Origin of the sequence: Pantoea sp. Lu_F5_004 (genome assembly GCF_051136245.1) — a bacterium.
Classification (GTDB): domain Bacteria; phylum Pseudomonadota; class Gammaproteobacteria; order Enterobacterales; family Enterobacteriaceae; genus Pantoea; species Pantoea agglomerans.
This window is the reverse complement of the sequence record NZ_CP194947.1, coordinates 409,785-435,498: the sequence shown is the minus strand read 5'-3', so window position 1 is coordinate 435,498 and position 25,714 is coordinate 409,785. Positions and strand designations below refer to the sequence as shown.

The 25,714-nt window shown below is 56.2% G+C and carries 25 protein-coding genes; 7 read left to right on the top strand and 18 right to left on the bottom strand.

Translation table 11 applies throughout. The features are described 5' to 3' along the window. Positions 1-56 precede the first annotated feature (56 nt). Complete coding sequence (locus ACR8BN_RS21000) at positions 57-584, top strand: sterol desaturase family protein (protein ID WP_031593382.1); 528 nt, start codon at positions 57-59, stop codon at positions 582-584. On the opposite strand, the gene crtB is transcribed toward ACR8BN_RS21000, so the two are convergent. The 6 genes from crtB to ACR8BN_RS20970 form a co-directional block, all read right to left on the bottom strand. Further along, positions 523-1,452, bottom strand: coding sequence for a 15-cis-phytoene synthase CrtB (crtB, locus tag ACR8BN_RS20995; protein WP_031593381.1), 930 nt, complete (start codon positions 1,450-1,452; stop codon positions 523-525). The two genes, ACR8BN_RS21000 and crtB, sit on opposite strands and share 62 nt — an antisense overlap. Beyond that, on the bottom strand, positions 1,449-2,927 hold the full coding sequence (locus ACR8BN_RS20990) for a phytoene desaturase (RefSeq protein WP_031593380.1): 1,479 nt from the start codon (positions 2,925-2,927) through the stop codon (positions 1,449-1,451). Before ACR8BN_RS20990 ends, crtB begins: the two co-directional genes overlap by 4 nt. Then, positions 2,924-4,084: a lycopene beta-cyclase CrtY gene (gene crtY, locus ACR8BN_RS20985; protein WP_137229615.1), complete on the bottom strand. Its 1,161-nt coding sequence runs from the start codon at positions 4,082-4,084 to the stop codon at positions 2,924-2,926. Before crtY ends, ACR8BN_RS20990 begins: the two co-directional genes overlap by 4 nt. After that, positions 4,071-5,366, bottom strand: a complete 1,296-nt coding sequence (locus tag ACR8BN_RS20980) for a glycosyltransferase (protein ID WP_434747658.1) — start codon at positions 5,364-5,366, stop codon at positions 4,071-4,073. Before ACR8BN_RS20980 ends, crtY begins: the two co-directional genes overlap by 14 nt. A gap of 9 nt (positions 5,367-5,375) precedes the next feature. Further along, the gene (locus ACR8BN_RS20975; RefSeq protein ID WP_143789702.1) at positions 5,376-6,284 is read right to left on the bottom strand and encodes a polyprenyl synthetase family protein; all 909 of its coding nucleotides are present in this window, start codon (positions 6,282-6,284) and stop codon (positions 5,376-5,378) included. Between the two features lie 218 nt (positions 6,285-6,502). Beyond that, positions 6,503-7,033 carry a YtfJ family protein gene (locus tag ACR8BN_RS20970; protein ID WP_069026661.1) on the bottom strand — a complete coding sequence of 177 codons (531 nt, stop codon included), beginning with the start codon at positions 7,031-7,033 and terminating at the stop codon, positions 6,503-6,505. Between the two features lie 172 nt (positions 7,034-7,205). Between ACR8BN_RS20970 and ACR8BN_RS20965 the strand changes: the two genes are divergently transcribed. Then, positions 7,206-7,433: a hypothetical protein gene (locus ACR8BN_RS20965; RefSeq protein WP_069026662.1), complete on the top strand. Its 228-nt coding sequence runs from the start codon at positions 7,206-7,208 to the stop codon at positions 7,431-7,433. Positions 7,434-7,478: 45 nt separating this feature from the next. On the opposite strand, the gene ACR8BN_RS20960 is transcribed toward ACR8BN_RS20965, so the two are convergent. From ACR8BN_RS20960 to ACR8BN_RS20950, 3 genes are all read right to left on the bottom strand, one after another. Further along, complete coding sequence (locus ACR8BN_RS20960; RefSeq protein ID WP_031593374.1) at positions 7,479-8,156, bottom strand: pirin family protein; 678 nt, start codon at positions 8,154-8,156, stop codon at positions 7,479-7,481. Positions 8,157-8,282: 126 nt separating this feature from the next. Next, entirely contained in the window at positions 8,283-10,013 is a 1,731-nt protein-coding gene (locus ACR8BN_RS20955; protein ID WP_434747657.1) for a DUF2534 family protein, read from the bottom strand. Positions 10,014-10,058: 45 nt separating this feature from the next. Further along, positions 10,059-10,478 carry a DUF2946 domain-containing protein gene (locus ACR8BN_RS20950; protein ID WP_434747656.1) on the bottom strand — a complete coding sequence of 140 codons (420 nt, stop codon included), beginning with the start codon at positions 10,476-10,478 and terminating at the stop codon, positions 10,059-10,061. 220 nt (positions 10,479-10,698) lie between these two features. On the opposite strand from ACR8BN_RS20950, the gene ACR8BN_RS20945 reads away from it, so the two are divergent. Together ACR8BN_RS20945 and ACR8BN_RS20940 are read left to right on the top strand one after the other, a co-directional pair. Next, positions 10,699-11,637: a D-2-hydroxyacid dehydrogenase gene (locus ACR8BN_RS20945; RefSeq protein WP_434747655.1), complete on the top strand. Its 939-nt coding sequence runs from the start codon at positions 10,699-10,701 to the stop codon at positions 11,635-11,637. Positions 11,638-11,851: 214 nt separating this feature from the next. After that, positions 11,852-12,793 carry an Rpn family recombination-promoting nuclease/putative transposase gene (locus ACR8BN_RS20940; protein WP_434747654.1) on the top strand — a complete coding sequence of 314 codons (942 nt, stop codon included), beginning with the start codon at positions 11,852-11,854 and terminating at the stop codon, positions 12,791-12,793. Between the two features lie 138 nt (positions 12,794-12,931). On the opposite strand, the gene glsB is transcribed toward ACR8BN_RS20940, so the two are convergent. The 5 genes from glsB to fucO all read right to left on the bottom strand — a co-directional run bounded on the left by glsB (position 12,932) and on the right by fucO (position 17,235). Then, positions 12,932-13,858, bottom strand: coding sequence for a glutaminase B (gene glsB, locus ACR8BN_RS20935; protein WP_039387742.1), 927 nt, complete (start codon positions 13,856-13,858; stop codon positions 12,932-12,934). An 82-nt stretch (positions 13,859-13,940) separates the two neighbouring features. Further along, positions 13,941-15,140: a CynX/NimT family MFS transporter gene (locus ACR8BN_RS20930; RefSeq protein ID WP_434747653.1), complete on the bottom strand. Its 1,200-nt coding sequence runs from the start codon at positions 15,138-15,140 to the stop codon at positions 13,941-13,943. 175 nt (positions 15,141-15,315) lie between these two features. Next, positions 15,316-15,486, bottom strand: a complete 171-nt coding sequence (locus ACR8BN_RS20925) for a hypothetical protein (protein WP_162849322.1) — start codon at positions 15,484-15,486, stop codon at positions 15,316-15,318. A gap of 104 nt (positions 15,487-15,590) precedes the next feature. Next, positions 15,591-15,764: a GhoT/OrtT family toxin gene (locus ACR8BN_RS20920; RefSeq protein WP_010247416.1), complete on the bottom strand. Its 174-nt coding sequence runs from the start codon at positions 15,762-15,764 to the stop codon at positions 15,591-15,593. Between the two features lie 322 nt (positions 15,765-16,086). Then, complete coding sequence (gene fucO, locus ACR8BN_RS20915) at positions 16,087-17,235, bottom strand: lactaldehyde reductase (RefSeq protein WP_434747652.1); 1,149 nt, start codon at positions 17,233-17,235, stop codon at positions 16,087-16,089. A 258-nt stretch (positions 17,236-17,493) separates the two neighbouring features. On the opposite strand from fucO, the gene ACR8BN_RS20910 reads away from it, so the two are divergent. Then, entirely contained in the window at positions 17,494-19,131 is a 1,638-nt protein-coding gene (locus ACR8BN_RS20910) for a dihydroxyacetone kinase subunit DhaK (protein WP_039388962.1), read from the top strand. Between the two features lie 5 nt (positions 19,132-19,136). Here the strand turns inward: ACR8BN_RS20910 and ACR8BN_RS20905 are convergent, their stop codons facing one another. Further along, positions 19,137-20,015 (bottom strand): LysR family transcriptional regulator, encoded by an 879-nt coding sequence (locus tag ACR8BN_RS20905; protein WP_039388964.1) that lies wholly within the window; start codon positions 20,013-20,015, stop codon positions 19,137-19,139. Between the two features lie 257 nt (positions 20,016-20,272). Here ACR8BN_RS20905 and ACR8BN_RS20900 point away from each other — a divergent pair, with 257 nt between their 5' ends. Next, positions 20,273-20,821 (top strand): YbhB/YbcL family Raf kinase inhibitor-like protein, encoded by a 549-nt coding sequence (locus tag ACR8BN_RS20900; RefSeq protein ID WP_010247409.1) that lies wholly within the window; start codon positions 20,273-20,275, stop codon positions 20,819-20,821. Positions 20,822-20,873: 52 nt separating this feature from the next. Here the strand turns inward: ACR8BN_RS20900 and ACR8BN_RS20895 are convergent, their stop codons facing one another. Then, positions 20,874-21,740: an alpha/beta fold hydrolase gene (locus tag ACR8BN_RS20895; RefSeq protein ID WP_039388966.1), complete on the bottom strand. Its 867-nt coding sequence runs from the start codon at positions 21,738-21,740 to the stop codon at positions 20,874-20,876. Positions 21,741-21,916: 176 nt separating this feature from the next. On the opposite strand from ACR8BN_RS20895, the gene ACR8BN_RS20890 reads away from it, so the two are divergent. Then, positions 21,917-22,504, top strand: coding sequence for a CGNR zinc finger domain-containing protein (locus tag ACR8BN_RS20890; protein WP_434747651.1), 588 nt, complete (start codon positions 21,917-21,919; stop codon positions 22,502-22,504). A 53-nt stretch (positions 22,505-22,557) separates the two neighbouring features. On the opposite strand, the gene proP is transcribed toward ACR8BN_RS20890, so the two are convergent. Together proP and ACR8BN_RS20880 are read right to left on the bottom strand one after the other, a co-directional pair. After that, positions 22,558-24,024, bottom strand: coding sequence for a glycine betaine/L-proline transporter ProP (gene proP, locus ACR8BN_RS20885; protein ID WP_031594435.1), 1,467 nt, complete (start codon positions 24,022-24,024; stop codon positions 22,558-22,560). Between the two features lie 306 nt (positions 24,025-24,330). After that, a complete protein-coding gene (locus ACR8BN_RS20880) occupies positions 24,331-25,509 on the bottom strand; it encodes an aminotransferase class I/II-fold pyridoxal phosphate-dependent enzyme (RefSeq protein ID WP_434747650.1) in 1,179 nt (392 codons plus the stop codon). Positions 25,510-25,714 lie beyond the last annotated feature (205 nt).

The following is a 25,714-nucleotide window of genomic DNA, read 5'->3' as shown; positions in this document are numbered from 1 at the left end:
CTCTGTTAAAATTGAACCTCTGCGCCACTTTGCAGGATGCATGTTCGGGAGAAACTATGTTGTGGATTTGGAATGCCCTGATTGTTCTGGTCACTGTTATCGGAATGGAGATAACGGCTGCACTGGCGCACAGATACATTATGCATGGCTGGGGTTGGGGCTGGCATCTGTCACATCATGAACCGCATAAAGGCTGGTTTGAGGTTAACGACCTCTATGCCGTGGTGTTCGCGGCTCTGTCGATTTTGCTCATTTATCTGGGCAGCACGGGTGTCTGGCCCTTGCAGTGGATCGGTGCGGGTATGACGCTCTACGGCCTGCTCTATTTTATTGTGCATGATGGCCTGGTGCATCAGCGCTGGCCATTCCGCTATGTTCCGCGCCGGGGTTATTTACGCAGGCTTTATATGGCGCACCGCATGCATCATGCGGTACGAGGCAAAGAGGGCTGTGTCTCGTTTGGCTTTCTTTACGCGCCGCCGCTGTCAAAACTGCAGGCGACGCTGCGAGAACGTCATGGCGTTAAACGGGGCGCTGCCAGAGGTCAGCGGGGCGTGGAGCGTGACGCGCCACCCGGGAAGTAACCGCCTGACCCGATGCCGCCACCAGCAGTGCCAGTTTCTCTGGCGTGCTGGTGGACTGGCGTTGATCCCACGCCTGTGAACCCGCCTGAACCACCTTCATACCGATTTTACGATAGACCTGCTGCGCGGTAGCAATCGCCCATGCTGAACGCAGCGGTAAACCCGGCAGGCCAGCCGACGCCGATCGATAATAGGGCTCTGCCGTTTCCACCAGCCGACGGGCGACGCGGCTTAATGCCTGGCGATTTTGCGGATCGGCGAGATTCTCTCGGGTCAGTCCCTCTTCAGCCAGCCACGCAGCGGGCAGATAGCAGCGTCCCGCTTCAGCATCTTCAACGATATCGCGCGCAATATTGGTCAGCTGAAACGCCAGACCGAGATCGCAGGCGCGATCCAGCGTGGCGTTGTCGCGTACGCCCATAATCTGTGCCATCATCAGGCCAACCACGCCCGCAACGTGGTAACAGTAACGCAGCGTATCATCCAGCGTCTGATAGCGTGTCTCATGCACGTCCATCGCAAACCCCGCCAGATGATCAAAAGCGTAAGCAGGCAGAATATCGTGTGCCATCGCCACCTCCTGAAAGGCAGCAAAGGCGGGCTCATGCATCTGCGATCCGGCATAGGCCTGACGCGTTTTCATCTCCAGCTGCGCCAGGCGCTGTTCGGCGGATTGCAGCGATGGCGTATCGTTGCTGAATCCCAGAACCTGATCGTCAATCACATCATCACAGTGACGGCACCAGGCGTAGAGCATCAGCACGCTGCGTCGGGTTTTGGCATCAAACAGTTTTGACGCGGTGGCAAAGCTTTTCGATCCTACTTCCATAGTGTCTACGGCATGATCGAGCAGTGACGGACTATTCAAGCCAGATCCTCCAGCATTAATCCTGCGGTAGCCTTGGCCGAGCCAATCACGCCAGGAATGCCCGCGCCAGGATGGGTGCCTGCACCGACCAGATAGAGATTATTAATATTTTTATCGCGGTTGTGAGGCCGGAACCAGGCGCTTTGGGTCAGGATCGGCTCCACCGAGAAGGCCGAGCCCTGATACGCATTCAGCTCATCGCGGAAATCAAACGGCGTGAAGATGCGATGCGTCACCAACTGGCTGCGCAGGCCCGGCATGTAGTGCTGTTCCAGATAGTCGAAAATGCGATCGCGCAAGCGCGGACCTTCAACGGACCAGTCAATATCGGCGGTGCCGAGATGCGGTACCGGCGCCAGCACGTAGTAGCTACCGCAGCCTTCCGGTGCCAGTGAGGGATCGGTCACGCAGGGCGCATGCAGATAGAGCGAGAAGTCCTCTGCCAGGCCATCTTTGTTAAAGATCTCATCAATCAACTCACGATAGCGCGGACCAAAGCAGACCGTGTGGTGCGCCAGCTGATCGTGATGATGATTCAGGCCAAAATAGATCACAAACAGCGAGTTGCTCATGCGTTTGTTCTGCAGTGACCGCCCCTGCGCCTGCGAAGCGGGATGCTGGCTCAGCAGTTCGCGGTAGGTGTGAACCACATCTGCGTTGGAGGCAACCGCGCGGGTCGGGAAGACCCGGCCATCTTTCAGGTGCACCGCGGTGATCCTGTTTTCCTGGGTCTCCAGCCGGGCAACGCTGGCATTAAGTTCCACTTCGCCGCCCAGATCTTCAAACAGTTTCACCATGCCCTGCACCAGCGCGCCCGTGCCACCGCGCGGGAACCAGACGCCCCATTCACGTTCCAGCGCATGAATCAGGGTATAGATTGAGGAAGTGGCAAACGGATTTCCGCCCACCAGCAGTGAGTGGAAAGAGAAGGCCTGACGCAGATGCTCATCTTCAATGTAGCTCGCCACTTTGCTGTAAACGCTGCGCCACGCCTGAAGTTTTGCCAGCTGAGGCGCGGCCCGCAGCATGTCGCGGAATGACAGAAACGGCACGGTGCCAAGTTTCAGATAGCCTTCAGCAAACACCGCTCGGGAATAGGCCAGAAAGCGCCGATAACCTTCAACGTCACGCGGATTAAACGCGGCAATCTGCGCTTCCAGCGCGGGCTGATCGTTGTCATAACTGAACACCTTGCCGGACTCCCAGCAGAGGCGATAAAACGGCTTCACCGGCATCAGCTCGACATAGTCAGAGAGCTTTTTACCCGCCAGGGTGAACAGCTCTTCAATGGCGCTGGGATCGGTGATTACCGTGGGGCCGGCATCAAACGTGAAGCCCTGATCCTGATAGACATAAGCCCGGCCGCCAGGCTTGTCACGCTGCTCCAGCAGTCGGGTGGGAACGCCTGACGCCTGAAGGCGAATGGCCAGTGCCAGACCACCAAAGCCTGCGCCAATTACTGTAGTTCTATTCATTGCATCGCCTGTTGACGGTGAGGAGTCATAATAGCCTGTAACGCCGCCAGAACGGGGACCGGGGGCTTGCCGCTTAAGATGCGCAGCCGATCAGGCAAAGTGAGTTTTCCCGCATAAAAACGGGCGATCAGACCTTCGGGAAGGCCGTAAAAACGTTGCATCACCTGCCAGCGCTGGTCAGCCGGGCCCGCCAGAAACAGCATACGGTTCAGCATGCGGAAGAAGCGCTGTTGCTGCCAGGCCTGACTGGCGAATTGCTGAATGGTGGTGTGCAGGGTCTCAGAGGTAAACATCTGCATCTGCGCCAGCCGGTCAGCCAGCGCGACCGCCAGCGGCAGAGAATAGCCGGTGGTGGGATGGAATAAACCGGCACGCAAACCGCTGCAGGGCAAATCGCGTTTCTGCCAGAAGGCGGCCACGTCGCCGGTCAGCGTAATGGGTAATGCGCCTTGCTCTTCGCGTAGCAGGCGGTCTAATTGCCAACCCTGCTGCGCGGCATAGTCGCGGATATTCTGACGGGCGCGATCGCCTTCCAGCGTGGCGTTATCAATGTAGTGGGTATCTTCAATCAGCAGGGTGTCTGCAGAAAAGGGCAGGCTGTAGACAAAGCGATAGCCTGCCTGCTGATCTACCGTGGCATCCATGATGATCGGCGCGGTCAGGCCATGTGGCTCGCTGAGCTGCCACTCCTGTCCGACAAACGACTGGAAGCCCATGCGCAGCGCGGCATCGGGCTGGTAGCCACGGCCATCAATCACTGCGTCACTCTCCAGCACCCGGCCATCGTCCAGCGTAACCGCGCGTGAAGCGATGCCCGCAACCCGGGTATTCAGCAGCAGATCCGGCGCAAACCTGTCGCGGATGACCTGCGCGAAGCGCTCCGCAGTCACGCAAAAATAGCCACTGTTCAGACTGCGACTGCGTTGGGGAAAGCGGACCTCATATTCAGGCCAGTGGTGTACCACCAGCGGAGCGATCCAGCGATGCTGCGTTTCAGTGAGATCTTCCGCATGAAACGACCAGGTGTGATTAGCACCCGGTTCACGTTCGGCGTCAATCAGCAGAATACGCATGGAGGGCCTCTGCTGCCGCAGGCGCAGGGCGATCAGCCCATTGGCCAGTCCCGCGCCCACCAGAATCAGATCATACCGCGGCATAGTCTCTCCTGGTGAGCACCGGCTGGCGGGTCAGCATCGCCTGTTCGACGATGTCCGCCGCAAGGGTTGTTCCACCCGCCTGACGAAGTGCGGTACGCAGCGTTTTCATCTGCTGAACGTAGCTTTCATCCGCCAGTAAGGTCTGGAGCTGACGCGCCATGGAGTGGCTGGTGGTAAAGCGTGAGGCGCGACGTCCGATACCGTGCCAGACCACTCTGGCAGCCACACCCGGTTGATCAAAGGCCAGCGGGATCGTCAGCAGCGGCGTCAGATGGTTAATTCCATCCAGCACCGTATTCATGCCGCCGTGCGTAATGGCAAGATCGGCCTGCGCCAGTGCAGCCGCCTGGTCGGCAAAATCGACCACCTGAACATGGCTGGCCTGCGCCAGTTTCTCCGCCTGGAAAGGTGACAACCGACCGCAATGCGCCAGCAATAACTGAGCATCGATCTCCTGGCAGGCGCGGACGATGGTTTTAAACAGGCCGTAGCGATGTCCCTGCAGCGTGCCGAGTGAAGCAAAAATGCGCGGTCTGTCGCCATGCGTGAAGTAGCGAGGCTGAGATGCGGCGGGTGCCGGTTCAGTGGTACGCAGCGGGCCAACCGAATGGAAATGATCGGGCAGCGCCTGGCGGGGAAAATCCAGTTCCGGGATCAGTTGGCTGATCTGCGCCAGCGGTGAAAAACAGTGATGCAGTTTTTCCCGTGGTGCTAATCCCATCGCATGAGCGTTGCGGGCGATCACCCGATCGTGACGCCGCATCAGCCAGTCATAGATTTTTTCACTGGTGCGATAGCGTTCCCGTGCCTGATCGGTCCTGGCATAGTCAAACGGCATCACAGCCAGCGGGAAATCTGCTTCACGGTTAAGTGGCAGCGCACAGGCAACCGAAACATAAGGCAGGTTCAGCGCTTCTGCCGCCAGTGCACCGGCTGGCTCCATCTGATCGACGATCACGCCATCAACCGCCAGGGTACTCAGCACCACGGGCAGTTCACGACAGAGCATATCGGTGCTGCGGGCCATCTCATTGATCAGTTTCAGCATTGAGGGGCCGAGAGGATGCGCTGCCAGTTGCAGGGTGTGAGCCAGACTGCCCGCCGGATGCGAGGCTAAACCCAGCGGGAAAAAGCCGATACGGCTATCGGTGAGTAGCGCGCTAACGTCCGTCTGCTGGATGAAAGTAATCTGGTGTCCGCGTGCGATTAAGGCCTGGCTTAGATACTGAAGCGCCTGCACATGGCTGTAGAAGGGCGGTGCAATGACCGCAAAGTGGCTCATGCAGCATCCTTAACTGACGGCAGCGAGTTTTTTCTCAAACCAGGCCTGAACAAAATGGTGTGTGGCATAACCGTCCTGGCAGGCCGATAACAGATGCTCGCTGGCGCAGCGCAGATGATCGCGCAGTCGCGTTTCAACCGCCTGTGGCCCCAGCAGATTCACCAGCGTTGATTTCCCGTCATCCTGATGGGCATCTTTACCGGTGTCGGCCATGCCGTCAGTGAGATCGTCTAATAGCTGGAAAGCCTGACCAAGATTAAGCGAAAAACGGTGCAGCTGTTCGCGGGCTTCATCTGAGGCTTCAGCCACGATAGAGGCCATCTGCATGGAGGCGCAGAACAGGGTGCTGGTTTTATAGTGATTGGTCATCAGAATGGCGTCAGCGCTGCGTGGCTTGTCACCTTCGGAGAGATCCTTAAACTGCCCCTGCACCAGCCCCTGCATGCCGACTGCGTGAGATAATTCTGCCACAGCGTCTGCTCTGGCGGTTGCCGTTAAGCCTTCTGCCGCAGCGACCACGCCGAATGCCTTACTCAGCAGGGCCACCGCGGCCAGAATTGCGACATGTTCACCATACTGGCAATGAATGGTCGGACGCCCGCGACGCAGTTGCGCATCATCCATGCAGGGCATGTCATCCAGAATCAGTGATGCGGCATGCACCATCTCCACCGCGCAGGCGAGATCAAGCAGGCCGGCAGGTGTTGCGTTGCAGCCCAGATCGCGCGCTGCCAGCAGCAACAGCAGTGGACGAATTCGCTTCCCTGGTGCCAGCGCACCGTCGCGCATTGCAGCGCCCACTAAGTCACGTTCGCTTTCAACCGGTAAAAGCCGATCAAGCCGTTGCTCAATGTCGTTCAACAGGCTGGCTGCATCGCTGTGTATGAAATTGACGTGTTGTTCTGCACAGACCGTCATCATGGCTGTCCTTATCTACAGAGGAAGTCACAGCAGGTCGAATGATTCGATGCCATCTTCAATAATCGTCCCCGACTGCCATAGCATAGTTGGCAGGTTTTCAAAGAACGGCGGGTTAATCCATTACAACTAAGAGTAGTTCACGATAATAAAAATGTCGGAGAATTCAGCAGCATTCCGCGTTTTGCAGCGATTGCCGGACGGGCATTATGCGTGAATTAACCCAGTAATGCGCGCAGCTGTTTCATCACGCTGGCGACATCCTCCGCAGATAATGCGCCATCTTTAGCAAAGCGCACAATGCCTGCCGGATCAATCACCACCACGGACGCGCTTTCCGGCTTAAGATGCCAGCTGTGCGCGGTTACGCCACTGCTGTCGATTATGAATTGCTGCCACGGTGCCGCTTTTTTACTGGAAGCGATGCTGCGCACCACAAAAATGGCACTGCCAGGCAGCGCATCGTCAGTATTCACGATGGTGGTGGTCTGAAAACGGTCACGCGGCAGGCTGGCCTGCTGAATGGCTTCGATTAATCGTGCACTCTGATCCTTCGCTGAAAGACGACCCGCCACATGAATCACCAGACGCACTTTTCCGGTCAGGGTCTGACTGTTCCAGCGCAGATAATTTATGTCGCCCTGATTCAGCACCATTTCGCCTTTATCGGCAACGAAGACAGGTGGTACAGGCTGACCGGGGGTCAGGGTGTGGGCGGTGGCAAAGCCGGAAAACAGCAGGGCAATCATCAATCCATAATGGCGCACGGGTTCCTCACTTCTTTCACGGTTTGCGTCAGGCGCGGTGAACGCTTTCATTAGCAGGCAGAAGATTAGTACCACATCTATGTTTCAGATCAATAAAAGCATTCAGGATTTGGCCTGAAAATGCAGGGGAGAATGTGTTTACAGGAGGTGGGAAATGAGTACAGCATTGATGACATTACCTGAATTTGCCCGTTATATCGGCATTGCCACCCCAACGCTGGCACGCGCCTTTTGCTGTCGGGGATCGCTGGCGGGTGTGCCGCTGCCGCAGGCGCTGGATGATGCACCGCTGACGCAACGCCACTGGCTTCGCGATGATGTACGTCAGTTCGATCATGCCTATAAACGGGTTCAGGCGATGCAGCAACGTAGCGCGCTTTAATCTGTATTAAGCAGGACCTGAGCGCGGGAAAGCCCCCGCGCTTTGTTATGCAAAATTATCGGGCTTTACCAGGAAGCAGACCAGATTGGCATCCCGATCGCCCACGATCTCAATGCTGGAATCCAGCCCGCTGACGGCATCACCGCGACCCAGTCGCTGATCGCCGACGCGAATAATCCCTTCAAGCACGGTGAGATAAGCGACAAAGCCCGGCATCGACGGCACGTCCAGCGTATGGTTGCGCTCCAGCAGTGTGTCGAAGATGTAGACTTCCTGGCGCAGTTCCAGCGGCGCATCAGACTCTTCCGGCCCGGCCAGTTCGGTCCAGCCATTAGTCATAATGCCCTGATCGCGCTCCAGCACCTGGGTCATCGCTTCACCGCCCTGCTGTGCAGGCCGGATTACCGCCTGTAACAGTTCCGCTTCATACAACGGCACCGACTCTTCGTATTGAACGCCATCACCCGCATTCACCACCATCACGCGTTTAGCAGAGAGCTGGGTACGTTCGCCATTACTGTCCTGATGCTGCATCGAACCACGCCACAGGTAGGTGAAAACTTCTTCATCCTGATGCTGCTGCATCGGAATCCGGGCATCGAGTTTTAGCGACATCAGATCAACACTGACCAGCGGGCTTAACGCCTCGCCAGGACGCTGGCGACGGACGGTAAAAGGACCGTACTCAAACAATTGTTCAGGATTAGCTCGCACAATGTTCATGATTTGCTCTCAAATAAAGTGACTCATAACAACGATCATAGACCTCAGGCGGAAATTGAGAAGCCGGGAGTTTTGCCCGGCTTCGTCAGTTATTTTGAATAATAGAGTTTAGGGTGTCTTGCCAGCCTACTTGCCCTGTTCGTCGCTCTCACCGAGGAAGAAATACCAGAGTGGAATCGACAACAGCCCGGTAAATACCGTGGAGTAGAGCAGGATCATCATCGCCTGGGTGATATACATGGTCAGCGACCAGTGACTAAAGGGGATCTGATACTGATCAATCACTCCGCCAATCATCGCATTCGCCATCACCGTAATGACAATCAGCGCCAGCACCGTCACGCTGCGCAGAAAATAGCGCATCTCTTTACGCTTTCCGGCAAAACGCGACTGGACGATGGCCAGCGGCGACTGTTTGTCCGGAGCGACATCCACGCGGACGACTGCGGCGCGCTGTGCGCTGCGCCAGCGCTGAATATCCAGCAGCACCAGCGCCAGCAGGCTGATACCCATAACGGGCAGGGCATATCCCAGCGCCAGCATCACTATCAGACTGGTGCCCTGCGCATAGCGCGGCAGCGCCAGCCAGGCGGATAACAGCGTCTGCGAGGGGTTGAGCTGCGGAACAGCCGGGCGACGAATCCACCACATGCGGTAGCCCAGCACAATCATTGTGCAGAGTCCAAAGCCAGACAGCGCCAGAATCAGCTGATTAGGCAGGCCAAACAGCACGCCCATATGCGCATCCACGCCCCAGCGGGTCAGTTTCGCCACCAGCGGGAAGCTGGCAAACTCAACGCGGTCGACCACGCTAAAATCAGTCGGATTAATTGAAACCGCATCGACCTGGCTTGGCCAGCTGCGGTCAATCTCCGAAACCGTCCACGCCTGTTCAGCGTTCTTAGGCTGGCGTAGTTCCAGTTTCGCTGCGTGCAGTCCAGCCTGACGCGCCGCTGCCAGCGCCTGATCCCAGCTGGCATTCGGCTGATTGAAAATCACAGGCGCGGCGATTTTGGCCGGCATGGTCATTCCGGACATCGTCATCCCTTCCATCGCGCCGCGATGGTCAGCATGGGGATCGGCGGCTTCAGCGGGCGCGTTGCCGTTTAGCGCGGTATTAACCTGCGGCGTTTTCCAGCCAAAGTCGCTGCGCATCTTTTCAATATTATTGCCCGCCCACTGTGACCAGGTCAGCCCGGTTACTGAAAAGAACACCAGACCGATTGCCAGCAGCAGCCCCAGCGTGACATGCCAGTGACGGGTTGCCGCGAAGCCGCTCCGTGCTTTGTTGCGGGTGCGCGGTGGCCGGGTGCCGGACCATAAGACGATACCACCCAGCGCGGCGACCCACAGCCAGGAAGCTGCCAGTTCACTGTAGTTACGACCAAAATCACCCAGCAACAGGCCGCGATGCAGCTGATCCAGCCACATGCGCAGCGGCAACACACCGCTGGTGCCATACACCGTCAAATCGCCTTTCACCTGCAGGGTGTAGGGGTCAATAAACAGCGATCGTGATTCCGATGGGCCAAGCTGTGGCTCGGCAAACTGCACGCGGGTTGTATCCTGCGGGCCGGGTGCCGGACGCACAGCGTAAATGCGTGCTGATTCACCGGCACGGGCTCGCGCAGCGGCAATCTGGGCGGACAACGGTTGGGCCTCACCTTGTGCGTCGGTAGTCAGGGCATCATGGTAGATAGCCTGTTCCAGTTGCGGTGTCAGAACGTAGAGCGTGCCGGTGAGTGCCGCGACAAAAATAAACGGCGCAATAAACAGGCCGATATAAAAATGCAGGCGGCGAAAGAGATTAAACACCGTGCCGCGCGGTGCAGGGGACATTTCCTGAGAAGAGGACATAACATTCCACACTTTTCAAAAGACAAAGACGATGATGTGACGTTGTCACGCAATCGGATTAGTAAGCAGTGAGTGTGACGTGATAAAGGGTGGCGCGCGCGGTCGATGAAGACGCAACAGCCGTCGCCATTGGGGTGGATTGATAGCCGCTGGCGGCGGGGCGCGGTTGATCAGGCACATCCACCAGATAAACGGGATAAAAACCCAGAGCATCAGCGGAACATGCACCAGCAGATCGCAGTAGCCACAGGCAAAGCCCGGGCCCATCATCATCCCGTGATCAGCCATCGACATCTCGCTGTGATGATCCATCATCGGCATCTCTGCGCTCATGATCGAAGCGCCTTGCATCGTGGCATGATGCTCAGCGAGATTCTTTGAGATCATCGGTGCAACAAACAACAGCAGCACGGCCAGTATCGCAATACCGGCGGTGAGTCGTTGTCTGAGTGAAGATCTCGGCATTATTTTAACGGATGTAAGGGGTCAGAATTCAGGGCGGCAGTGTAACGCGAAGGGGATAAAAGGGTTAAATAAAGTGGCATCTGTTCCGAAAAAATTCGCACTCTTTGAACATTTTCACTTTAATTTCAGCATCATTTAACTTACTTGTTACCCGCAGCGTACATACAAATAACATTAATGATTCGCCTGCGGTTTAACCAAACCCGATGAAGGAGTAAACATGAAAATTGTAATGCTGGATGGTGGCACGCTGCCGGTACCCCTGCCGACCGGTCAACAGCAGGCTGACTGGGAGATTCGCGCGCAGACCCCGGCTGATGACATTGTGTCTTCGCTGGCGGGCGCAACGGTCACTATCACCAATAAGGTGCCGTTGCGGGCAGACACACTGCAACAACTGCCTGAACTGCGTTTTATCTGTGTCGCAGCGACGGGCTATGACTGTATCGATCTTGATGCTTGTCGCGCACGCGGCATCGTGGTCAGTAATGTTCCAGGCTATTCGACTCAGAGCGTTTCAGAGGCGGTGATAGCCGCGATTTTTGCCCTGCGCCGTCAACTGATGGCTTATGCCAGCAATACCCGCATCGTCTGGCCCCAGGCTAAGCACTTCTGTGTGCATCATCAGCCGATAGGGGATATTGGCGGAGCCACGCTGGGCATCGTGGGCAAAGGCGACATCGGCCAGGCGGTCGGAAGGCTGGCCCAGGCGCTGGGAATGCAGGTGCAGTATGCCGAGCGAAAAGGCAGTGAAAGGGTGCGTGACGGTTATGTCAGCTTTGAGCAGATGCTGGCGACCAGCGATATCATTTCGCTGCACTGCCCGCTGAGTGACAGCACCCGCCAGATGATTGATCGCGAGGCGCTGGATAAAATGAAGCCACAGGCGCTGCTGATAAACACGGCACGTGGCGGACTGATTAACGAGGCCGATCTTGCTGCCGCCTTAAAGCAGGGGCAGATTGGTGGTGCGGCGCTGGATGTGCTGAGCAGCGAACCGCCCGCTCCGGATAACCCGCTGCTGGCGGATCTGCCAACTCTGCTGCTGACACCGCACATCGCCTGGGCAAGTCGCAGCGGCGTGGAGAATCTGGTGGCTGGTGTGATGGCCAATATCGCGGCCTTTATTCAGGGCGAGCCAATTAATGTCGTGAACTGAGTCAGGTGGCATAGTTTTTAATGCCCAACATGGGTTGATATTCAGAGCAATCTCGTAGAATTCAGGTAAAGCGTTTTACGCGGTTTAGTCATCAGGGTATTAATTTCATTGTTTCCATCAGGACTTTAAACGTTCGTGCGCTACAGGAATTAGCGCCTTTAACTGGCTGAATCAGCCGTTGTAAGCACTTCAGGAACAGAAAGGATTCTGGCCAGTGAAAAAGAAGAACAGCACACATGTGCCCCATGATGCCACATTCCGGCAATTTCTGACTCAGCCGGATATTGCCAGGGATTTCATGGAGCTGCATTTGCCGCCAGAGCTGCGCGTACGCTGTGATCTCAGCACGCTGAAGCTGGAGTCGGGGTCGTTTGTCGAGGATGACCTTCGTCAGTACTTTAGCGACGTGCTTTACAGTCTTAAAACAACCGCTGGCGATGGATATATCCATGTACTCATTGAGCATCAGTCTGTGCCAGACAAACATATGGCATTTCGGCTGATGCGTTATGCAGTGGCTGCCATGCAACGCCATCTTGAAGCAGGCCATAAGCGGTTGCCGCTGGTGATTCCCGTCCTGTTTTACAATGGCAGACGCACTCCCTATCCCTATTCGACCCGGTGGCTGGATGAGTTCGACGACCCGGCGCTGGCGTACAGGCTATACAGCCGCAGTTTTCCGCTGGTCGATGTCACGCTGATCCCTGACGATGAGATCATGCAACACCGCAGCATGGCGGCCCTGACCCTTTTGCAGAAGCATATCCGGCAGCGTGATCTGGCTGAAATGATGGACAGGCTGGTAACCATTTTGCAGGCTGGCTATCACTCTTCATCACAGGTGATAACGCTGGTACACTACATCGTACAGGCGGGCGAAACATCGGACGCCAAAGCCTTTGTACGGGAGCTGGCATTGCGTGTGCCACAACATGAGGATGTACTTATGACTATTGCACAACAGCTTGAGCAGATAGGTCTTAAAAGAGGCATTGAAAAAGGACGTTCGGAAGGCATACAGATCGGTTTTGAAAAAGGTGAGTATGAGGCGAAATTCAAAATTGCCCGTACCATGTTGCATAGTGGCATGGATCGCAATACCGTTATGCAGATGACTGGTCTGAATGAAGACGATCTGGCGCAGATTTCGCACTAATAAATTTTTTGAGTTCTGATTATCGCTGACGACTCAAATCGCCAGCACACTACACGGAAAATGCAAAATCAGCTTCCCGAAATCAAGGGAATCCCGCCGCATTTCATCACGGCGAGCCTGTGACTTGCGCGCTCAGCCTCAGAATATCGATCGCCCCAGCTTCTCAGTCAGCAATTCCAGCACAGCGGTACCCGCTAGCGAATTACCCGCGCTATCCAGCCCAGGCGACCAGACGGCAATGCTCATCTCACCAGGGATAATGGCAATAATCCCGCCACCCACGCCCGATTTAGCAGGCATCCCGACCCGCCACGCGAATTCGCCTGCGCCGTCGTACATCCCGCTGGTGATCATCAGTGCGTTAATCTGCCGCGCCTGACGTGGTGTAATCATCTGGCTACCGTCCAGCGTTTTGCCCTGATTCGCCAGATAGATAAACGTGCGGGCCAGCTCAACGCAGTTCATCGACAGCGAGCAGTAATGGAAATAGGTCTGCATCACGCCGGTGACATCGTTATCGAAATTACCAAACGACTTCATCAGCCAGGCGATGGCTGCATTGCGGGCCGAATGTTCGAACTCGGAGCGGGCAACGTGGCGATCATAATTGATATCGGACTGCTGACTCAGCTGGCGCACAATTTCCAGCATTCGCTGACGCGGGGCGGTCAGTCGGGTTTCCAGCAGATCGCAAATCACCAGCGCACCGGCATTAATAAACGGATTACGCGGCTTGCCCTGTTCCAGCTCCAGCTGAACCAGTGAATTAAATGGCTGGCCAGAAGGCTCTTTGCCGACCCGCTGCCAGATTTCGCTGTCCTCATAGCGGGTCAGTGCTACGGTCAGAGAGAGCGCCTTGGAGATCGACTGAATCGAAAAGCGCGTCTCAGCATCGCCCGCCTGAAAAAGGGTGCCGTCACGCAGGCAAACTGCAATCGCCAGATTATCGGCAGCCACATCCGCCAGCGCAGGGATATAGTCAGCCACCTTTCCCTGATGGATCAGTGGACGTACCTGATCCAGGATCTCCTGCAGCAGAGCATTATTCAGTTCAGACACGCACATTCTCCCGTCGATTCCCGCTGACCCGTGATGCTAAGTATCCGTGATCGGCGAGTCATTTATTGTTAACGGCTCCGCCGCATTTTCAGCTAATGGTTTTTGACTGCGCTGCCAGCGGAGCCAGCAACATCTGTAACAGGCTCAGCATTGCCAGCACGCTAAAGGGCAGCGTCCAGTTACCGCTCTGCTCATGGAGCACGCCAAAGAACAGCGGGCCGAGTGCCGCCAGCGCATATCCGACACACTGTGCCATGCCCGACAGCTGTGACGCCTGACGGTGATGAGTGGCTCGCAGATTAAACAGTGAGAGGCAGAGCACCAGTGATGCGCCTGCACCCAGCCCGGCCAGAGTCAGCCAGATGACGGCCCACTGCGGATTGAGCAATAAGCCCAGCATGCCGAGGAAAATGCCTGATGAAGCAATGAACGCGGTAAGCCGGGCATCTTTTACCCGCTTCAGCGCCACCATGCAGCCCAGGTTAGCGACGATCGCAATTGCCTGATACCAGAACAGCAGCCAGCCTGCGTGGGCCTGACTGAAGCCGTTATCCTGGGCAAACAGCGTAAACCAGTCAATCAGGGTATAAAACGCCAGCGATTGCAGCGCCATAAACAGTGCAATTTGCCAGCCGCCTGCCGTTCGCCACGGATGGCGATATGCAACGGGCGCATCTGCGGGCGCTGCGGTTGACCGCCGGTGACGTAACAGCGGCAGCCAGGCGAGCAGCGCAACCAGCCCGGGTAGCGCCCAGACAACCAGCGAGAGTCGCCAGCCTGCCGCTGACAGCTGGCTCAGCGGAACGGCAATGCCTGATGCCAGGCTGGCAGTAATCGACATGGTGGCGGCATAAAGGCCAATATATTTAGCGGTGTGGGCGGTGAAATCGCGTTTAATCAGTGGCGGCAGCAGCACGTTGGCGGCGGCAATACCTGCGCTGAGCAGCAGCGTTCCGCTCCACAATGCCGCTTCAGCAGACTGCCAGCGCAACAGCGAACCGGCAGTGATCAGGCATAGCGCGCCCCATAAACTGCGCTCAAGCCCGACGCGATTTCCCAGCCAGGCGGCCAGTGGGGCGAGCAGGGCAAACAGCATCAGTGGAATAAAGTTAAACAGGCCCGCTTCACCGACACTCAGGCCAAAGGTCTGGCGGATATCCTGCAGTACCGGGCCGATGACAGTAATGGGCGCACGAAGATTAGCCGCGGTCAGCAGCAGGACGAACAAAAAAAATGTGGCGCTGGAATACGCAGCGAGAGGTTTAGCGGGGTGTTGTACAGGCATCATGGCAGGGATCATCACATGCAGCAGTGCTGCGGGGGCGTTGGTTGACGTTAACGCTTACGCATCAGAATTGATGTCTGGGCGCTACTTTACTGACCGGTTAGCTGCGTGTAAAGCCTTGTTATGCGATGAAATAGCGCAATTGAGATCTCGCAGCAGCGATCGCCTTGTGACAGGATCAATGGAATTCAGGTTCAGGGAAATGACCGCAGTCGTTCTGGCTGGGATTGGAGCCTGGCTGGCAGGTCTGCTGGCGGGTTTCGGCCGCCGGAACCGGTTTTTCAGCGTGCCACGGGGCACTACAGGCACTGAGAAGAGAAAACAGAATCATCACACTGATAACGCGCATATCCGCTCCTTATAAACCGTCATGAACAAGGCCACGTCGGTGATCGGCGGTTTGCAGGTCAGGGACGTCTTACCTGAGTGTGGTATCTAAGGGGATAATGTCAATTAAAACAGAGCAAACATCAGCGCGACAGGAAAACTCATCGGCCAGGTGGCACCCACCAGAAAGGCGCTTAGCAGTTTGATGCTCAGCTTATCTTTGGCGATGAAGAACGTGATCAGCGTAGCGATCAATGCCACAACGGCATAGAAAATTAGCATACCCTGGTACAGTGTCATTGATATCTCCGCAGCGGCATTAAGGTTTTCGCTGCGCATGATGCGGATTTTTGTGATCCAGATCAAGTGAATCAAGGTTTAGCATCTAAAGAAATCATGAGTCAGAGCAACTGATTCGCTCGCTGAACTTCACCGTAGCAGCGGGCGATTTCAGGCTGAAACCAGGCGAGGAAAACACGGCTAAAACCTTTGCTGATGCCGTAAGCCAGACTCAACAACCTCTGGCGAATACTCCCGGATTAACCGTTGCCATGACGTTAAAAAAAGCCCGCCAGCGTGGACGGGCCTGTTATCGGCACTGCATCACTAAAGGATATGCGCTTTAACTCTGGCGGTATAACGCTATCACGTCCTCCAGGTCCGGCGTACGTGGGTTGCCGCCGGTACAGACATCATCCAGCGCGGCCTGTGCCAGTGCAGGAATATCCGCCTCTTTTAAGCCTACTTCACGCAGCGAGCGGGGAATACCCACATCGCGACAGAGCTGACGCACCGCGGCGACCGCCGCTTCCCGCGCCTGATCCAGCGATAATGACTCGACCTGTTTCACACCCATTGCACGGGCAATGTCGCGATATTTTTCGCCAGTGCCTGAGGCATTCCACGCCATCACCTGCGGCAGCAAAATGGCATTGGCTACGCCGTGCGGGACATTGTAAAAGGCGCCCAGCGGGTGTGCCATGCCATGCACCAGACCAAGACCAACATTGGAGAAACCCATACCGGCCACATATTGTCCCAGCGCCATCTGCTCAACCGCCTCAATGTTTCCTGCCACCGATTCGCGTAGTGACTGGCTGATAATCTCAATGGCTTTGAGGTGCAGCATATCGGTCAGGGGCCAGGCTCCGCGTGTGATGTAGCCTTCAATGGCATGAGTAAGGGCATCAATACCAGTCGCAGCCTTCAGCGAGGCTGGCATGCTCGCCATCATCTCCGCATCAATGATCGCCACTTTCGGAATGTCATGGGGATCGACACAGACAAACTTACGGCGATTCTCTTCATCGGTAATGACGTAATTAATCGTCACTTCTGCGGCGGTGCCTGCCGTGGTCGGGATGGCGATGATCGGCACGCACGGATGACGGGTGGGGCTGACGCCTTCCAGACTGCGGACATCTTCAAACTCAGGATTATTAATAATAATGCCGATCGCCTTGCTGGTATCCTGTGGTGAGCCACCGCCAATGGCGATCAGGTAGTCGGCACCTGACTCTCTGAACACCGCAACACCCTGCTGCACAACCCGAATGGTAGGATTCGGCACCACCTCATCATACACCGCCCAGTCAAGCTGATATTGCGCCAGCAGATCGGTCACCCGCTTCAGCGCACCCGCCGCGACCAGCGCTTTGTCAGTGACGATCAATGCTTTTCGCATCCCGCGACGTTGTACCTCTTCCGGCAAATGGCGCAAAGCACCAGCACCAAACCAGGCGGTTTCATTGAGAATCATACGTTGGGTCATTAAAACATCCTCTGTTAACAAATGAATTTTTACCATCCGTGATCTCCGGTTCATGTTCTGCGCAGAACCTCTCACTTTCAGGTAAAGACATTTGATAAAAATCAATCAATTAGTAAAAATCACTGTACCTGTGTCCGCTGGTTTTCGTGCGGTATGTCTGAAATCAGGCTACAGACCTGTTGATGGATTTCTCACTGTCGTCAGAGGTATGTAACACTGGGTCATCAGCAAACCCGCATGCCTATGAGGAAAGAAGACATGACCCGATTCGTAATGAATAAAAAGGATGATCTCGTCGACAGCGCGTTAGATGGCATGATTTACGCCAGCCCGTGGCGCAATCTGGTCCGGTTGCAGGTCGATCCGCGCATTCGCATCGTGATGCGTAATGACTGGCAAAAACAGCAGGTTGCGCTGATTTCCGGTGGCGGTTCAGGCCATGAACCGGCCCATGTCGGCTTTATCGGCAAAGGGATGCTGACGGCTGCCGTCTGTGGCGATGTTTTTGCTTCTCCCAGCGTTGACGCGGTGTACAACGCCATCATCAATATTACCGGTGAGGCGGGATGTCTGCTGATTGTGAAAAACTACACCGGAGATCGCCTCAACTTCGGTCTGGCGGCAGAAAAAGCGCGCAAAGCGGGATTCAGCGTCAATATGGTGATTGTTGGTGATGATGTTGCGTTGCCCGATAACCCTCAGCCACGCGGCGTAGCGGGCACGTTGCTGGTGCATAAAGTGGCGGGCTTTGTTGCAGAGCGGGGTGATGACCTGGCGGCGGTGACCGAGGCAGCAGAGGCAGCCAGTCGTGCTATCGCCACCATGGGCGTTGCGCTTTCAAGCTGCCATCTGCCGGATGAACAGACCGGCCAGCGGGTGCCAGACGGCAGCGTTGAAATGGGGCTGGGGATTCACGGCGAACCGGGCGTTGACGTCATGCAGACGCAAAACAGTCAGCAGATTGTGCAGCATCTGCTGGAGAAAGTGATGCCGGGCAACGATCAGCCACGTGCGCTGTTAGTCAATAATCTTGGCGGCATGTCCGCGCTGGAGATGAGTCTGGTCACGCGGGATCTGATTGAGTCGCCGCTAAGCCGTGGCAGTGATTATCTGATTGGCCCGGCTCCGCTGATGACCGCGCTGGACATGAAGGGCTTTTCCGTCACCGCCATGACGCTGACGCCGTTGTTCGAGGAGGCGATCTGCGCGCCGGTTGAGGTCACCGGCTGGGTTCAGGCGGTTAAAATCGCACCGCTGCAGCCAGTTAACGCGACAAAAGAGGCAACAGCGCATCCGGCGCAACCCTCAGATAACCCGACCGTCGCTGCGTTTGTTAACAGCATCTGTGAAACGCTGATCGCCAGCGAAAGCGAGCTGAACAAACTGGATGCGCAGGTCGGTGATGGCGATACCGGTTCGACCTTTGCTGCTGGCGCACGTCAGATCCAGCGCGAATGTGCAGATAATCAGCTGCCGTTAAATGCCTTGCCCGATCTGCTCGCGGTGACGGGTGAGCGACTGGCGACCGTGATGGGCGGCTCCAGCGGCGTACTGATGGCGATCTTTTTCACCGCTGCTGCGCAGCAGCTGGCCGAAGGCGATGCGCTGCCCGCGGCCCTGCAACAGGGTCTGGAGAAGATGAAGCAGTATGGCGGGGCACAACCAGGAGATCGTACGCTAATTGATGCGCTGCAACCGGCAATCGAGGCGCTGGTGGCGGGTAAATCGCTGGCAGAGGCGGCTGATGCGGCACAGCAGGGCAGTGATGCAACCGCCAGCATGGGGAAAGCAAAAGCGGGCCGATCATCTTATCTTAACAGTGCTAACCTCAACGGCGTGTCTGATCCGGGTGCCGTCGCTGTCGCCAGAGTCTTTGCGGCATTAAAAAAACTATAGTGCTGTCACGACGCTAAACGCGCCTGGAGAAAGGCCAGTAACTGGCGGTTTACTTCGCTGCGCTGACGGTGCTGCGGGTAAACCGCATTCAGGGAGAGCGGGGGCGGCAGATAGTCGTCCAGCACGGTCACCAGCTCACGGCGTTGCAGGGCTGTCTCAACGATAAAGGCGGGTAACAATACCAGTCCTAATCCTGCCAGTGCGGCATCACGCAGGACCTCGCCATTGTTACTCACCATCGGTCCCTGAACCGCCAGCCACTTCGGTTTACCATTGACCTGCAGTTCCCAGCCATTCTGACCTTCACGTCCGTAGCGCAGACAGGCGTGTTGCAGCAAGGCTTCTGGCTGCTGCGGCGTGCCAGCCCGTTCCAGATAGCGGGGGCTGCAGCAGATAACCCGCTTCAGCTCGCCGAGCGGACGGGCAATCAGCGTGGAATCCGCCAGCGTACCGATGCGAATCGCCATATCAACGCCTTCGCCAATCACATCGGCATAGCGGTCAGCCAGCTCAATATGAAACTGCAATGATGGATGGTGGCTCAGAAATTCGGCAATCAGGGGGGAGAGGTGGCTCATGCCAAAGGACATCGGCAGATTGATTCGGAAGGTGCCGCGCAGCGCCTGCTGCTGCTCTGACACCGCCAGTTGCGCTTCCTGAATCTCATCCAGAATGCGCTGAGCATGTTGCGCGAACAGTAAACCTGCATCCGTTACAGACAGCTTACGGGTGTTACGGATCAGCAGTCGTACCCCCAATGATGCCTCCAGCGCAGCCATGCGGCGGCTGACATACTGTTTCGATAGCATCAGATGCTCAGCTGCTGCAGTAAAGTTACCAGCATGCATTACCGCAACGTAAATCCGGAGATCTTCAATCTGCATAGTGTCCACTTATCGGTGACAGTGACAATGATTCAGGCGTAACTTCAGCCAGAGGCGTTAACTTATATCGGGTAATGCGTCACAGGGCAACGCGTCAGCTTTATCAGCCAGCGCGACGGAGATCATAGATTTGCCGTTTCCTTACCCCTCAACTGGTGGTCAGTCGGGTCAATCGCGTTAAAGCCGTTATAGTAATCAGGCAGTGACGCAATCCATCCGGAACATAATCTCTTGATTAATCTGATAAGGAGTAGCTGGTGAAAAAATTACTCTGCGCGACGGTGCTGGCCGTTTTGCCAATGACCACGCTGGCGGCGTCGGTATTTACGCTGCAATCACAGGACTTCAGCGATAATGCGCTACTGGATAAAAAGTTTGCCGGTGCCAATAAAAGTAATCCTTCCTGTACCGGTGAGAATATCTCTCCCGAATTGAACTGGTCTGCGATTCCGGCTGGCACCCGCAGTCTGGCTCTTCTGATGACCGATCCGGTCGGGGCCAAAGGGCTTGGCGTTACCCACATGGTGGCCTATAACATTCCCGCCAGCCGCTCGTCATTTGCGCAGGGGGCGCTGACAAAGGGCAAGGACTACACCGGCGGAAAAAATACCCCAGGGACGCTGCACTATTATGGCCCATGCCCGCCTGCAGGCAGTGGTCTGCATCACTATAACTTTGTGCTGATCGCCACCGATTTGCCGGTGGGTCAGTTGAAAGCGGGGTTAACCCAGGCAGAGCTGGTGGCACAGCTGAAAGGCCATGCGCTGGGTGCGGCCAGCACCGTCGGCCGCTTTAGCAATGAATGACCTGCACGTTGGCAGAGGCAGCGCTGAATAGCCTGCCTCTGCGCGCAGCGGGTCAGTCGCCACTAAACATCTCGCAGATGCGCGACGCAATGTGATGGGTGTGGGTCTCCAGCGCGAAGTGGCCGCTATCCAGCATCTCGACCACCGCCTGTGGATTATCGCGCTGCCAGGCCACGGCGCCCGGTGGAATAAAGAACGGATCGTGCCTGCCCCAGATCACCAGCGTTGGCACCTGCTGCTGGCGAAAGAATGCCTGAAATTCCGGATAACGTTTCAGATTACTGGCGTAATCCAGAAACAGGGCCTGCTGAATATCTTTGTTACCGGGGCGCTCCATCAGCAGGGTATCCAGGGTATAGGTTTCCGGGGCGATCTGCTGCGGATCGCGCACCCCATGCAGATACTGCCATTTCACCCCTTCCAGCGTCAGGATGGCGTCACGGATCACCTGACCATTTGCTTCGCTGGGATCGTCCCAGTAGGCGCGGACCGGCGCCCAGGCCTCTCCTAATCCCTCCAGATAGGCGTTACCGTTTTGTGATATCAGTCCGCTGACGCGATCGGGGTAAGCCAGCGCCAGTCGCAGACCGGCAGGTGCGCCATAGTCGAAAACATACATCGCATACCGTTCCAGTCCCAGTGCATCGACAAAGGCGGTCAGCGTCTGGCCAAGCGCATCGAAGGTCCAGGAATAGTTGCGCTCAGCAGGCACTTCAGTGAAGCCAAAGCCCGGCATATCGGGTGCGATGAGATGAAATTTATCGGCCAGAAGCGGGATCAGATTGCGGAACTGATGTGAAGAGGTGGGAAAGCCATGCAACAGCAGCAGTACCGGCAGGGAAGGATCGCCTGCTTCGCGATAGAAAATATTGACGCCATCGGCCTGCTGGTAACGGTACGAAATGGATTGATCACGCATGCTGAACTCCTGTAACTGGTTAAATAGTATTTATATGGTTACTCAGGGTCATTATGCAGCCAGGATGTAACCTGTCAAATCAATTTATAATGGTTACAATAAGTGCGGTGTAACTACTCAAATGGTCTTTTGTCGGTTACAGTGGCATCAACAGAGTTAACAAGGGAGGCAATATCATGGCGGAAACGCAATCACACACCGCCCAGGGACCGTGGTTTCTGGCCGATAATCCGGCGCTGGATTTCATCAATACCCTGGCCATCGTGGAGGGCCAGCCGCACGACTTCTGGCAAACCGATCAGGATGTTGAAGCCTGGCTACAGCAGGCCGGACTGGCACCAGACGCCCCGGCTCCGCAGTATGAACCGGGTGCGCTGTTGCAGGCGGCGCGTCAGTTACGTCAGATCATTCGTGACAATGTGCAGCAGCTTAAAGCGGGAGAGGGCGTTGATATTCAGGCGCTGAACGCCTGGCTGGGAGAAGCGACCAGCCATCTGCAAATGACCGGGGAGCCGGGCACCTTAAAAATCAGGCGGGTCTATGCGGGCCAGAGCGTGATGCAGCGGCTGGGACAGGTTGCGGAACAGGCTGCGATGTTGCTGGCGCAGGAGGACTTAAGCAGAGTCCGTGGCTGTGAACATCCCGCCTGTACACTGTGGTTTTACGATCGCACCAAAGCGCATCGCCGCCGCTGGTGCAGCATGGCGCTGTGTGGCAATCGGGCGAAAGTCGCGCGTTTCAGGGCAGTTAAATCAGCTGGGTAAACAGATCGGACGGCAGATAAAAAAACACCCTGCAGAGCAGGGTGTCAGAGCAATTATTTCGCGGCGGTCGCTGATGGCTTGTGCCGCTTACGCAGCTTGTCGATCAGGCGATGCGCTTCCGCTTTGGTCGCCACCGCAGGAGATGAACCGGTCAGCGGTTGACGGGCTGTTTCACGTACCGTCAGAATGGTGAGCAGGCCAATCACGCCCGCGCCCATCATGTAGTAAGCCGGCATCATATTGTTTTTAGTGGTATCCACCAGCCACGCGGTAATCAGCGGTGTCGTACCCCCAAACAGCGAAACCGACAGGTTGAAGCCGATGGCCAGCGCACTGTAACGGATATCGGTAGTAAACAGCGCTGGCAGCGTCGAAGGCATAGTGCCGCTGAAGCAGGTGTGCAGTACACCCAGAATCATCAGGCCGCCAAATACCGCCCACATATTACCTGACCCGATCAGCATAAAGCTCGGGATGGCGAGCAGGATCAGACCCACCGCACCAAACGCAATTACCGGACGACGACCGATGCGGTCAGTCCAGCGACCCCACAGCAGTGTCAACGGCATCATTACGAACATCGCCACCATCACCAGCAGCAGGCCACTTAACTCTGGCAGACCCAGCACGCCGGTCAGATAGCTCGGCATATACGAGGTCAGCATGTAGTTAGAGACGTTAAACAGCAGCACCAGACCGATACATTTCATCATCGGTGCGCGGTATTTGCTCAGCATCTGCATCAGCGTCAGACGCGGCTTGCTTTGTTCCAGCGCTTCCTGTTTTTCCATGTGCTGCTGGAAGGCCGGAGTCTCTTCCAGCTTCAGTCGTACATAGAGACCAAACAGGCCCAGCGGCGCGGCGATAAAGAACGGCACGCGCCAGCCCCAGGACATCATCGCCTCATTCGACATCACGGTGGTCATCACCGTGACCAGGCTGGCACCCATCAGATAACCGCCGATGGTGCCAAATTCCAGGAAGCTGCCCATAAAGCCACGGCGTTTATCGGTGGAGTACTCCGCGATAAAGGTCGCTGCGCCGCCATATTCACCGCCGGTTGAGAAGCCCTGAATCAGACGTGCCACCAGCAGCAGAATCGGTGCCATGATGCCTATTGAAGAGTAAGCCGGGATCAGTCCGATACAGAACGTACCAATTGACATCATGATCATCGTCATCGCCAGCACTTTCTGCCGTCCGATGCGGTCACCCAGCGGGCCAAATACCAGGCCGCCAATCGGACGGACCAGGAAGGCCGCCGCAAACGTACCAAAGGTGGCGATCAGCTGCACCGCGTTGTTGGCATCCGGGAAGAAGACTTTGCCGATGATCACGGCGAGATAGCTGTATACGCCAAAGTCGAACCATTCCATCGCATTACCTAACGCAGCCGCGCCAACTGCCCGCTTCAGCATGTCGTTGTCGATTACGGTAATGTCGTCAACAGTCAGCTCTTTTTGCTTCCTGTTCCAGAAATGTTTCTTTGGGTGTTCAGACGATGAGTTTCTGGTGTCCATATTCTCCTCAGGTGCATCAATGAAGGAGTCTTATAGCTTTCGCAGCCGCAAACAATGTTCAGAAGAAACCGTGGAAATGAAAGCTATAAGAAGCCGAATAATTTTAAGTGAAGCGGCAGAAACCGCAGCCGGTAAACTCTAGACTACGATTGTAAGTTTTTGCAAGTTTTCAGCCGAAATAACTGCATTTACTGACAAAACCAGCATGGTGAACTTATTCACGCCTGCTTACGGGTCTGAACATTTGGTAATATCGTGCGGTTATTACTCGGGTTATCATGGATCTGATTGTCCGGTGCTGATGCGCTACTTAAACAGTTTCAGTTCGTCGATGCGATCCAGCGCCTGCAGTAATTGCTCCGTCCCGGTTGTCAGGCTGATGCGAATATAATCACGACCCGCGGCGCCAAACCCGTTACCCGGTGCCACCAGCAGATGACACTGTGCCAGTAGCAGGGCGGCGAACTGCTCCCCGGTGAAACCAGCTGGCGCTGCCAGCCAGAGGAAAAAGGTGCCCTGACGGGCGCGTACCGGCCAGTGCATCGCAGCCAGCCTGGCTAAAATCACTCTGCGCCGCCGATGGTAATGCTCTGCCAGCAATGTGAGTTGTTCAGCGGGCAGCGACAACGCGGTGATGGCGGCATCCTGCACCGCGCCATACACCGTGCTGTAGCTATGAGTATGAAGTTTTTTAAATGCCGCAATCATCGAGGCGTTTCCCACCGCAAATCCCACCCGCCAGCCTGCCATGAGTGCGCTTTTTGACAGCGTGTAGATTTCCACGCCCCAGGCTTTGCCATCGGGCTGTGCCAGCATACTCAGCGGCTGTTCGCCCGACTCACTGCCCAGCGTGGCATAGGCGAAATCATGAATCAGCGGAACATGATGCTGGCGGGCGAAGGCCAGCGCGTCGGCGAACAGCGCGGGTGTCGCCAGTGCGCCGGTGGGGTTATGGGGATAATTGAGCAGCAGCAGACCGGCACGCGCCGCGATATCGTCTGGCACCTGGGTGAAATCGGGCAGGAAATCATTGCACGCCTCCAGCGGAATGCCATAAAAATCGGCACCTGCCTGACGGGCCGCTGAGCGGTAGAGCGGATAGCAGGGATCGGTAGAGATCAACACCTGACCCGGATTAAGCAGGGCGCGGGGAAAACCGTTGACGCCAATGTGCGCGCCCTGGAACAGCGCCACTTCAGTTTCAGGATCGAGCGTGACGCCGTAGTGACGCTGGTAAAAGGCTGCGATAGCACGGCGCAGCGCGGGTTTGCCCCAGAACGAGGGATACTCATGGTTCTCCGGTTTCGCTGCCGCAGCCTGTAATGAAGCGATTACCGCGGGCGGCGTCGGCTGACGCGGACTGCCGGAAGAGAGATCGATCAGCGGTAACAGCGCATCATCCAGTTGTGCTGCCTGCTTTTCCAGCATGCTGAAGAGGTTCTCTTCGAGCCCTGCGACCATCTCTGAAGCTGCAAACTCCGCCATATCTCTCCCGCAATAAACAGTGTTAAGCGGGGAAGAATGACACAGCTGACATTAAAATCTTTAGCAGAAATAACACTGTTCTTTGCAGGGATTCGAATATTCAGCGTGTGACTATCGTTAGCATAAATAAGCCAAAGCCGCGGCTGGGTTTTGCCTGTTCCTCTCCGCGATGGCTGTGATTAAATCGATCGCTCTCACAATAATG

Excerpts from the sequence above, each read along its gene's own strand:
- ACR8BN_RS21000 (WP_031593382.1), top strand. The coding sequence starts at position 57 with ATGTTGTGGATTTGGAATGCCCTGATTGTTCTGGTCACTGTTATCGGA.
- ACR8BN_RS20990 (WP_031593380.1), bottom strand. The coding sequence starts at position 2,927 with ATGAATAGAACTACAGTAATTGGCGCAGGCTTTGGTGGTCTGGCACTG.
- crtY (WP_137229615.1), bottom strand. The coding sequence starts at position 4,084 with ATGCCGCGGTATGATCTGATTCTGGTGGGCGCGGGACTGGCCAATGGG.
- ACR8BN_RS20980 (WP_434747658.1), bottom strand. The coding sequence starts at position 5,366 with ATGAGCCACTTTGCGGTCATTGCACCGCCCTTCTACAGCCATGTGCAG.
- ACR8BN_RS20975 (WP_143789702.1), bottom strand. The coding sequence starts at position 6,284 with ATGACGGTCTGTGCAGAACAACACGTCAATTTCATACACAGCGATGCA.
- ACR8BN_RS20970 (WP_069026661.1), bottom strand. The coding sequence starts at position 7,033 with ATGATTGCCCTGCTGTTTTCCGGCTTTGCCACCGCCCACACCCTGACC.
- ACR8BN_RS20965 (WP_069026662.1), top strand. The coding sequence starts at position 7,206 with ATGAGTACAGCATTGATGACATTACCTGAATTTGCCCGTTATATCGGC.
- ACR8BN_RS20960 (WP_031593374.1), bottom strand. The coding sequence starts at position 8,156 with ATGAACATTGTGCGAGCTAATCCTGAACAATTGTTTGAGTACGGTCCT.
- ACR8BN_RS20955 (WP_434747657.1), bottom strand. The coding sequence starts at position 10,013 with ATGTCCTCTTCTCAGGAAATGTCCCCTGCACCGCGCGGCACGGTGTTT.
- ACR8BN_RS20950 (WP_434747656.1), bottom strand. The coding sequence starts at position 10,478 with ATGCCGAGATCTTCACTCAGACAACGACTCACCGCCGGTATTGCGATA.
- ACR8BN_RS20945 (WP_434747655.1), top strand. The coding sequence starts at position 10,699 with ATGAAAATTGTAATGCTGGATGGTGGCACGCTGCCGGTACCCCTGCCG.
- glsB (WP_039387742.1), bottom strand. The coding sequence starts at position 13,858 with ATGTGCGTGTCTGAACTGAATAATGCTCTGCTGCAGGAGATCCTGGAT.
- ACR8BN_RS20930 (WP_434747653.1), bottom strand. The coding sequence starts at position 15,140 with ATGATGCCTGTACAACACCCCGCTAAACCTCTCGCTGCGTATTCCAGC.
- ACR8BN_RS20925 (WP_162849322.1), bottom strand. The coding sequence starts at position 15,486 with ATGCGCGTTATCAGTGTGATGATTCTGTTTTCTCTTCTCAGTGCCTGT.
- ACR8BN_RS20920 (WP_010247416.1), bottom strand. The coding sequence starts at position 15,764 with ATGACACTGTACCAGGGTATGCTAATTTTCTATGCCGTTGTGGCATTG.
- fucO (WP_434747652.1), bottom strand. The coding sequence starts at position 17,235 with ATGACCCAACGTATGATTCTCAATGAAACCGCCTGGTTTGGTGCTGGT.
- ACR8BN_RS20910 (WP_039388962.1), top strand. The coding sequence starts at position 17,494 with ATGACCCGATTCGTAATGAATAAAAAGGATGATCTCGTCGACAGCGCG.
- ACR8BN_RS20905 (WP_039388964.1), bottom strand. The coding sequence starts at position 20,015 with ATGCAGATTGAAGATCTCCGGATTTACGTTGCGGTAATGCATGCTGGT.
- ACR8BN_RS20895 (WP_039388966.1), bottom strand. The coding sequence starts at position 21,740 with ATGCGTGATCAATCCATTTCGTACCGTTACCAGCAGGCCGATGGCGTC.
- ACR8BN_RS20890 (WP_434747651.1), top strand. The coding sequence starts at position 21,917 with ATGGCGGAAACGCAATCACACACCGCCCAGGGACCGTGGTTTCTGGCC.
- proP (WP_031594435.1), bottom strand. The coding sequence starts at position 24,024 with ATGGACACCAGAAACTCATCGTCTGAACACCCAAAGAAACATTTCTGG.
- ACR8BN_RS20880 (WP_434747650.1), bottom strand. The coding sequence starts at position 25,509 with ATGGCGGAGTTTGCAGCTTCAGAGATGGTCGCAGGGCTCGAAGAGAAC.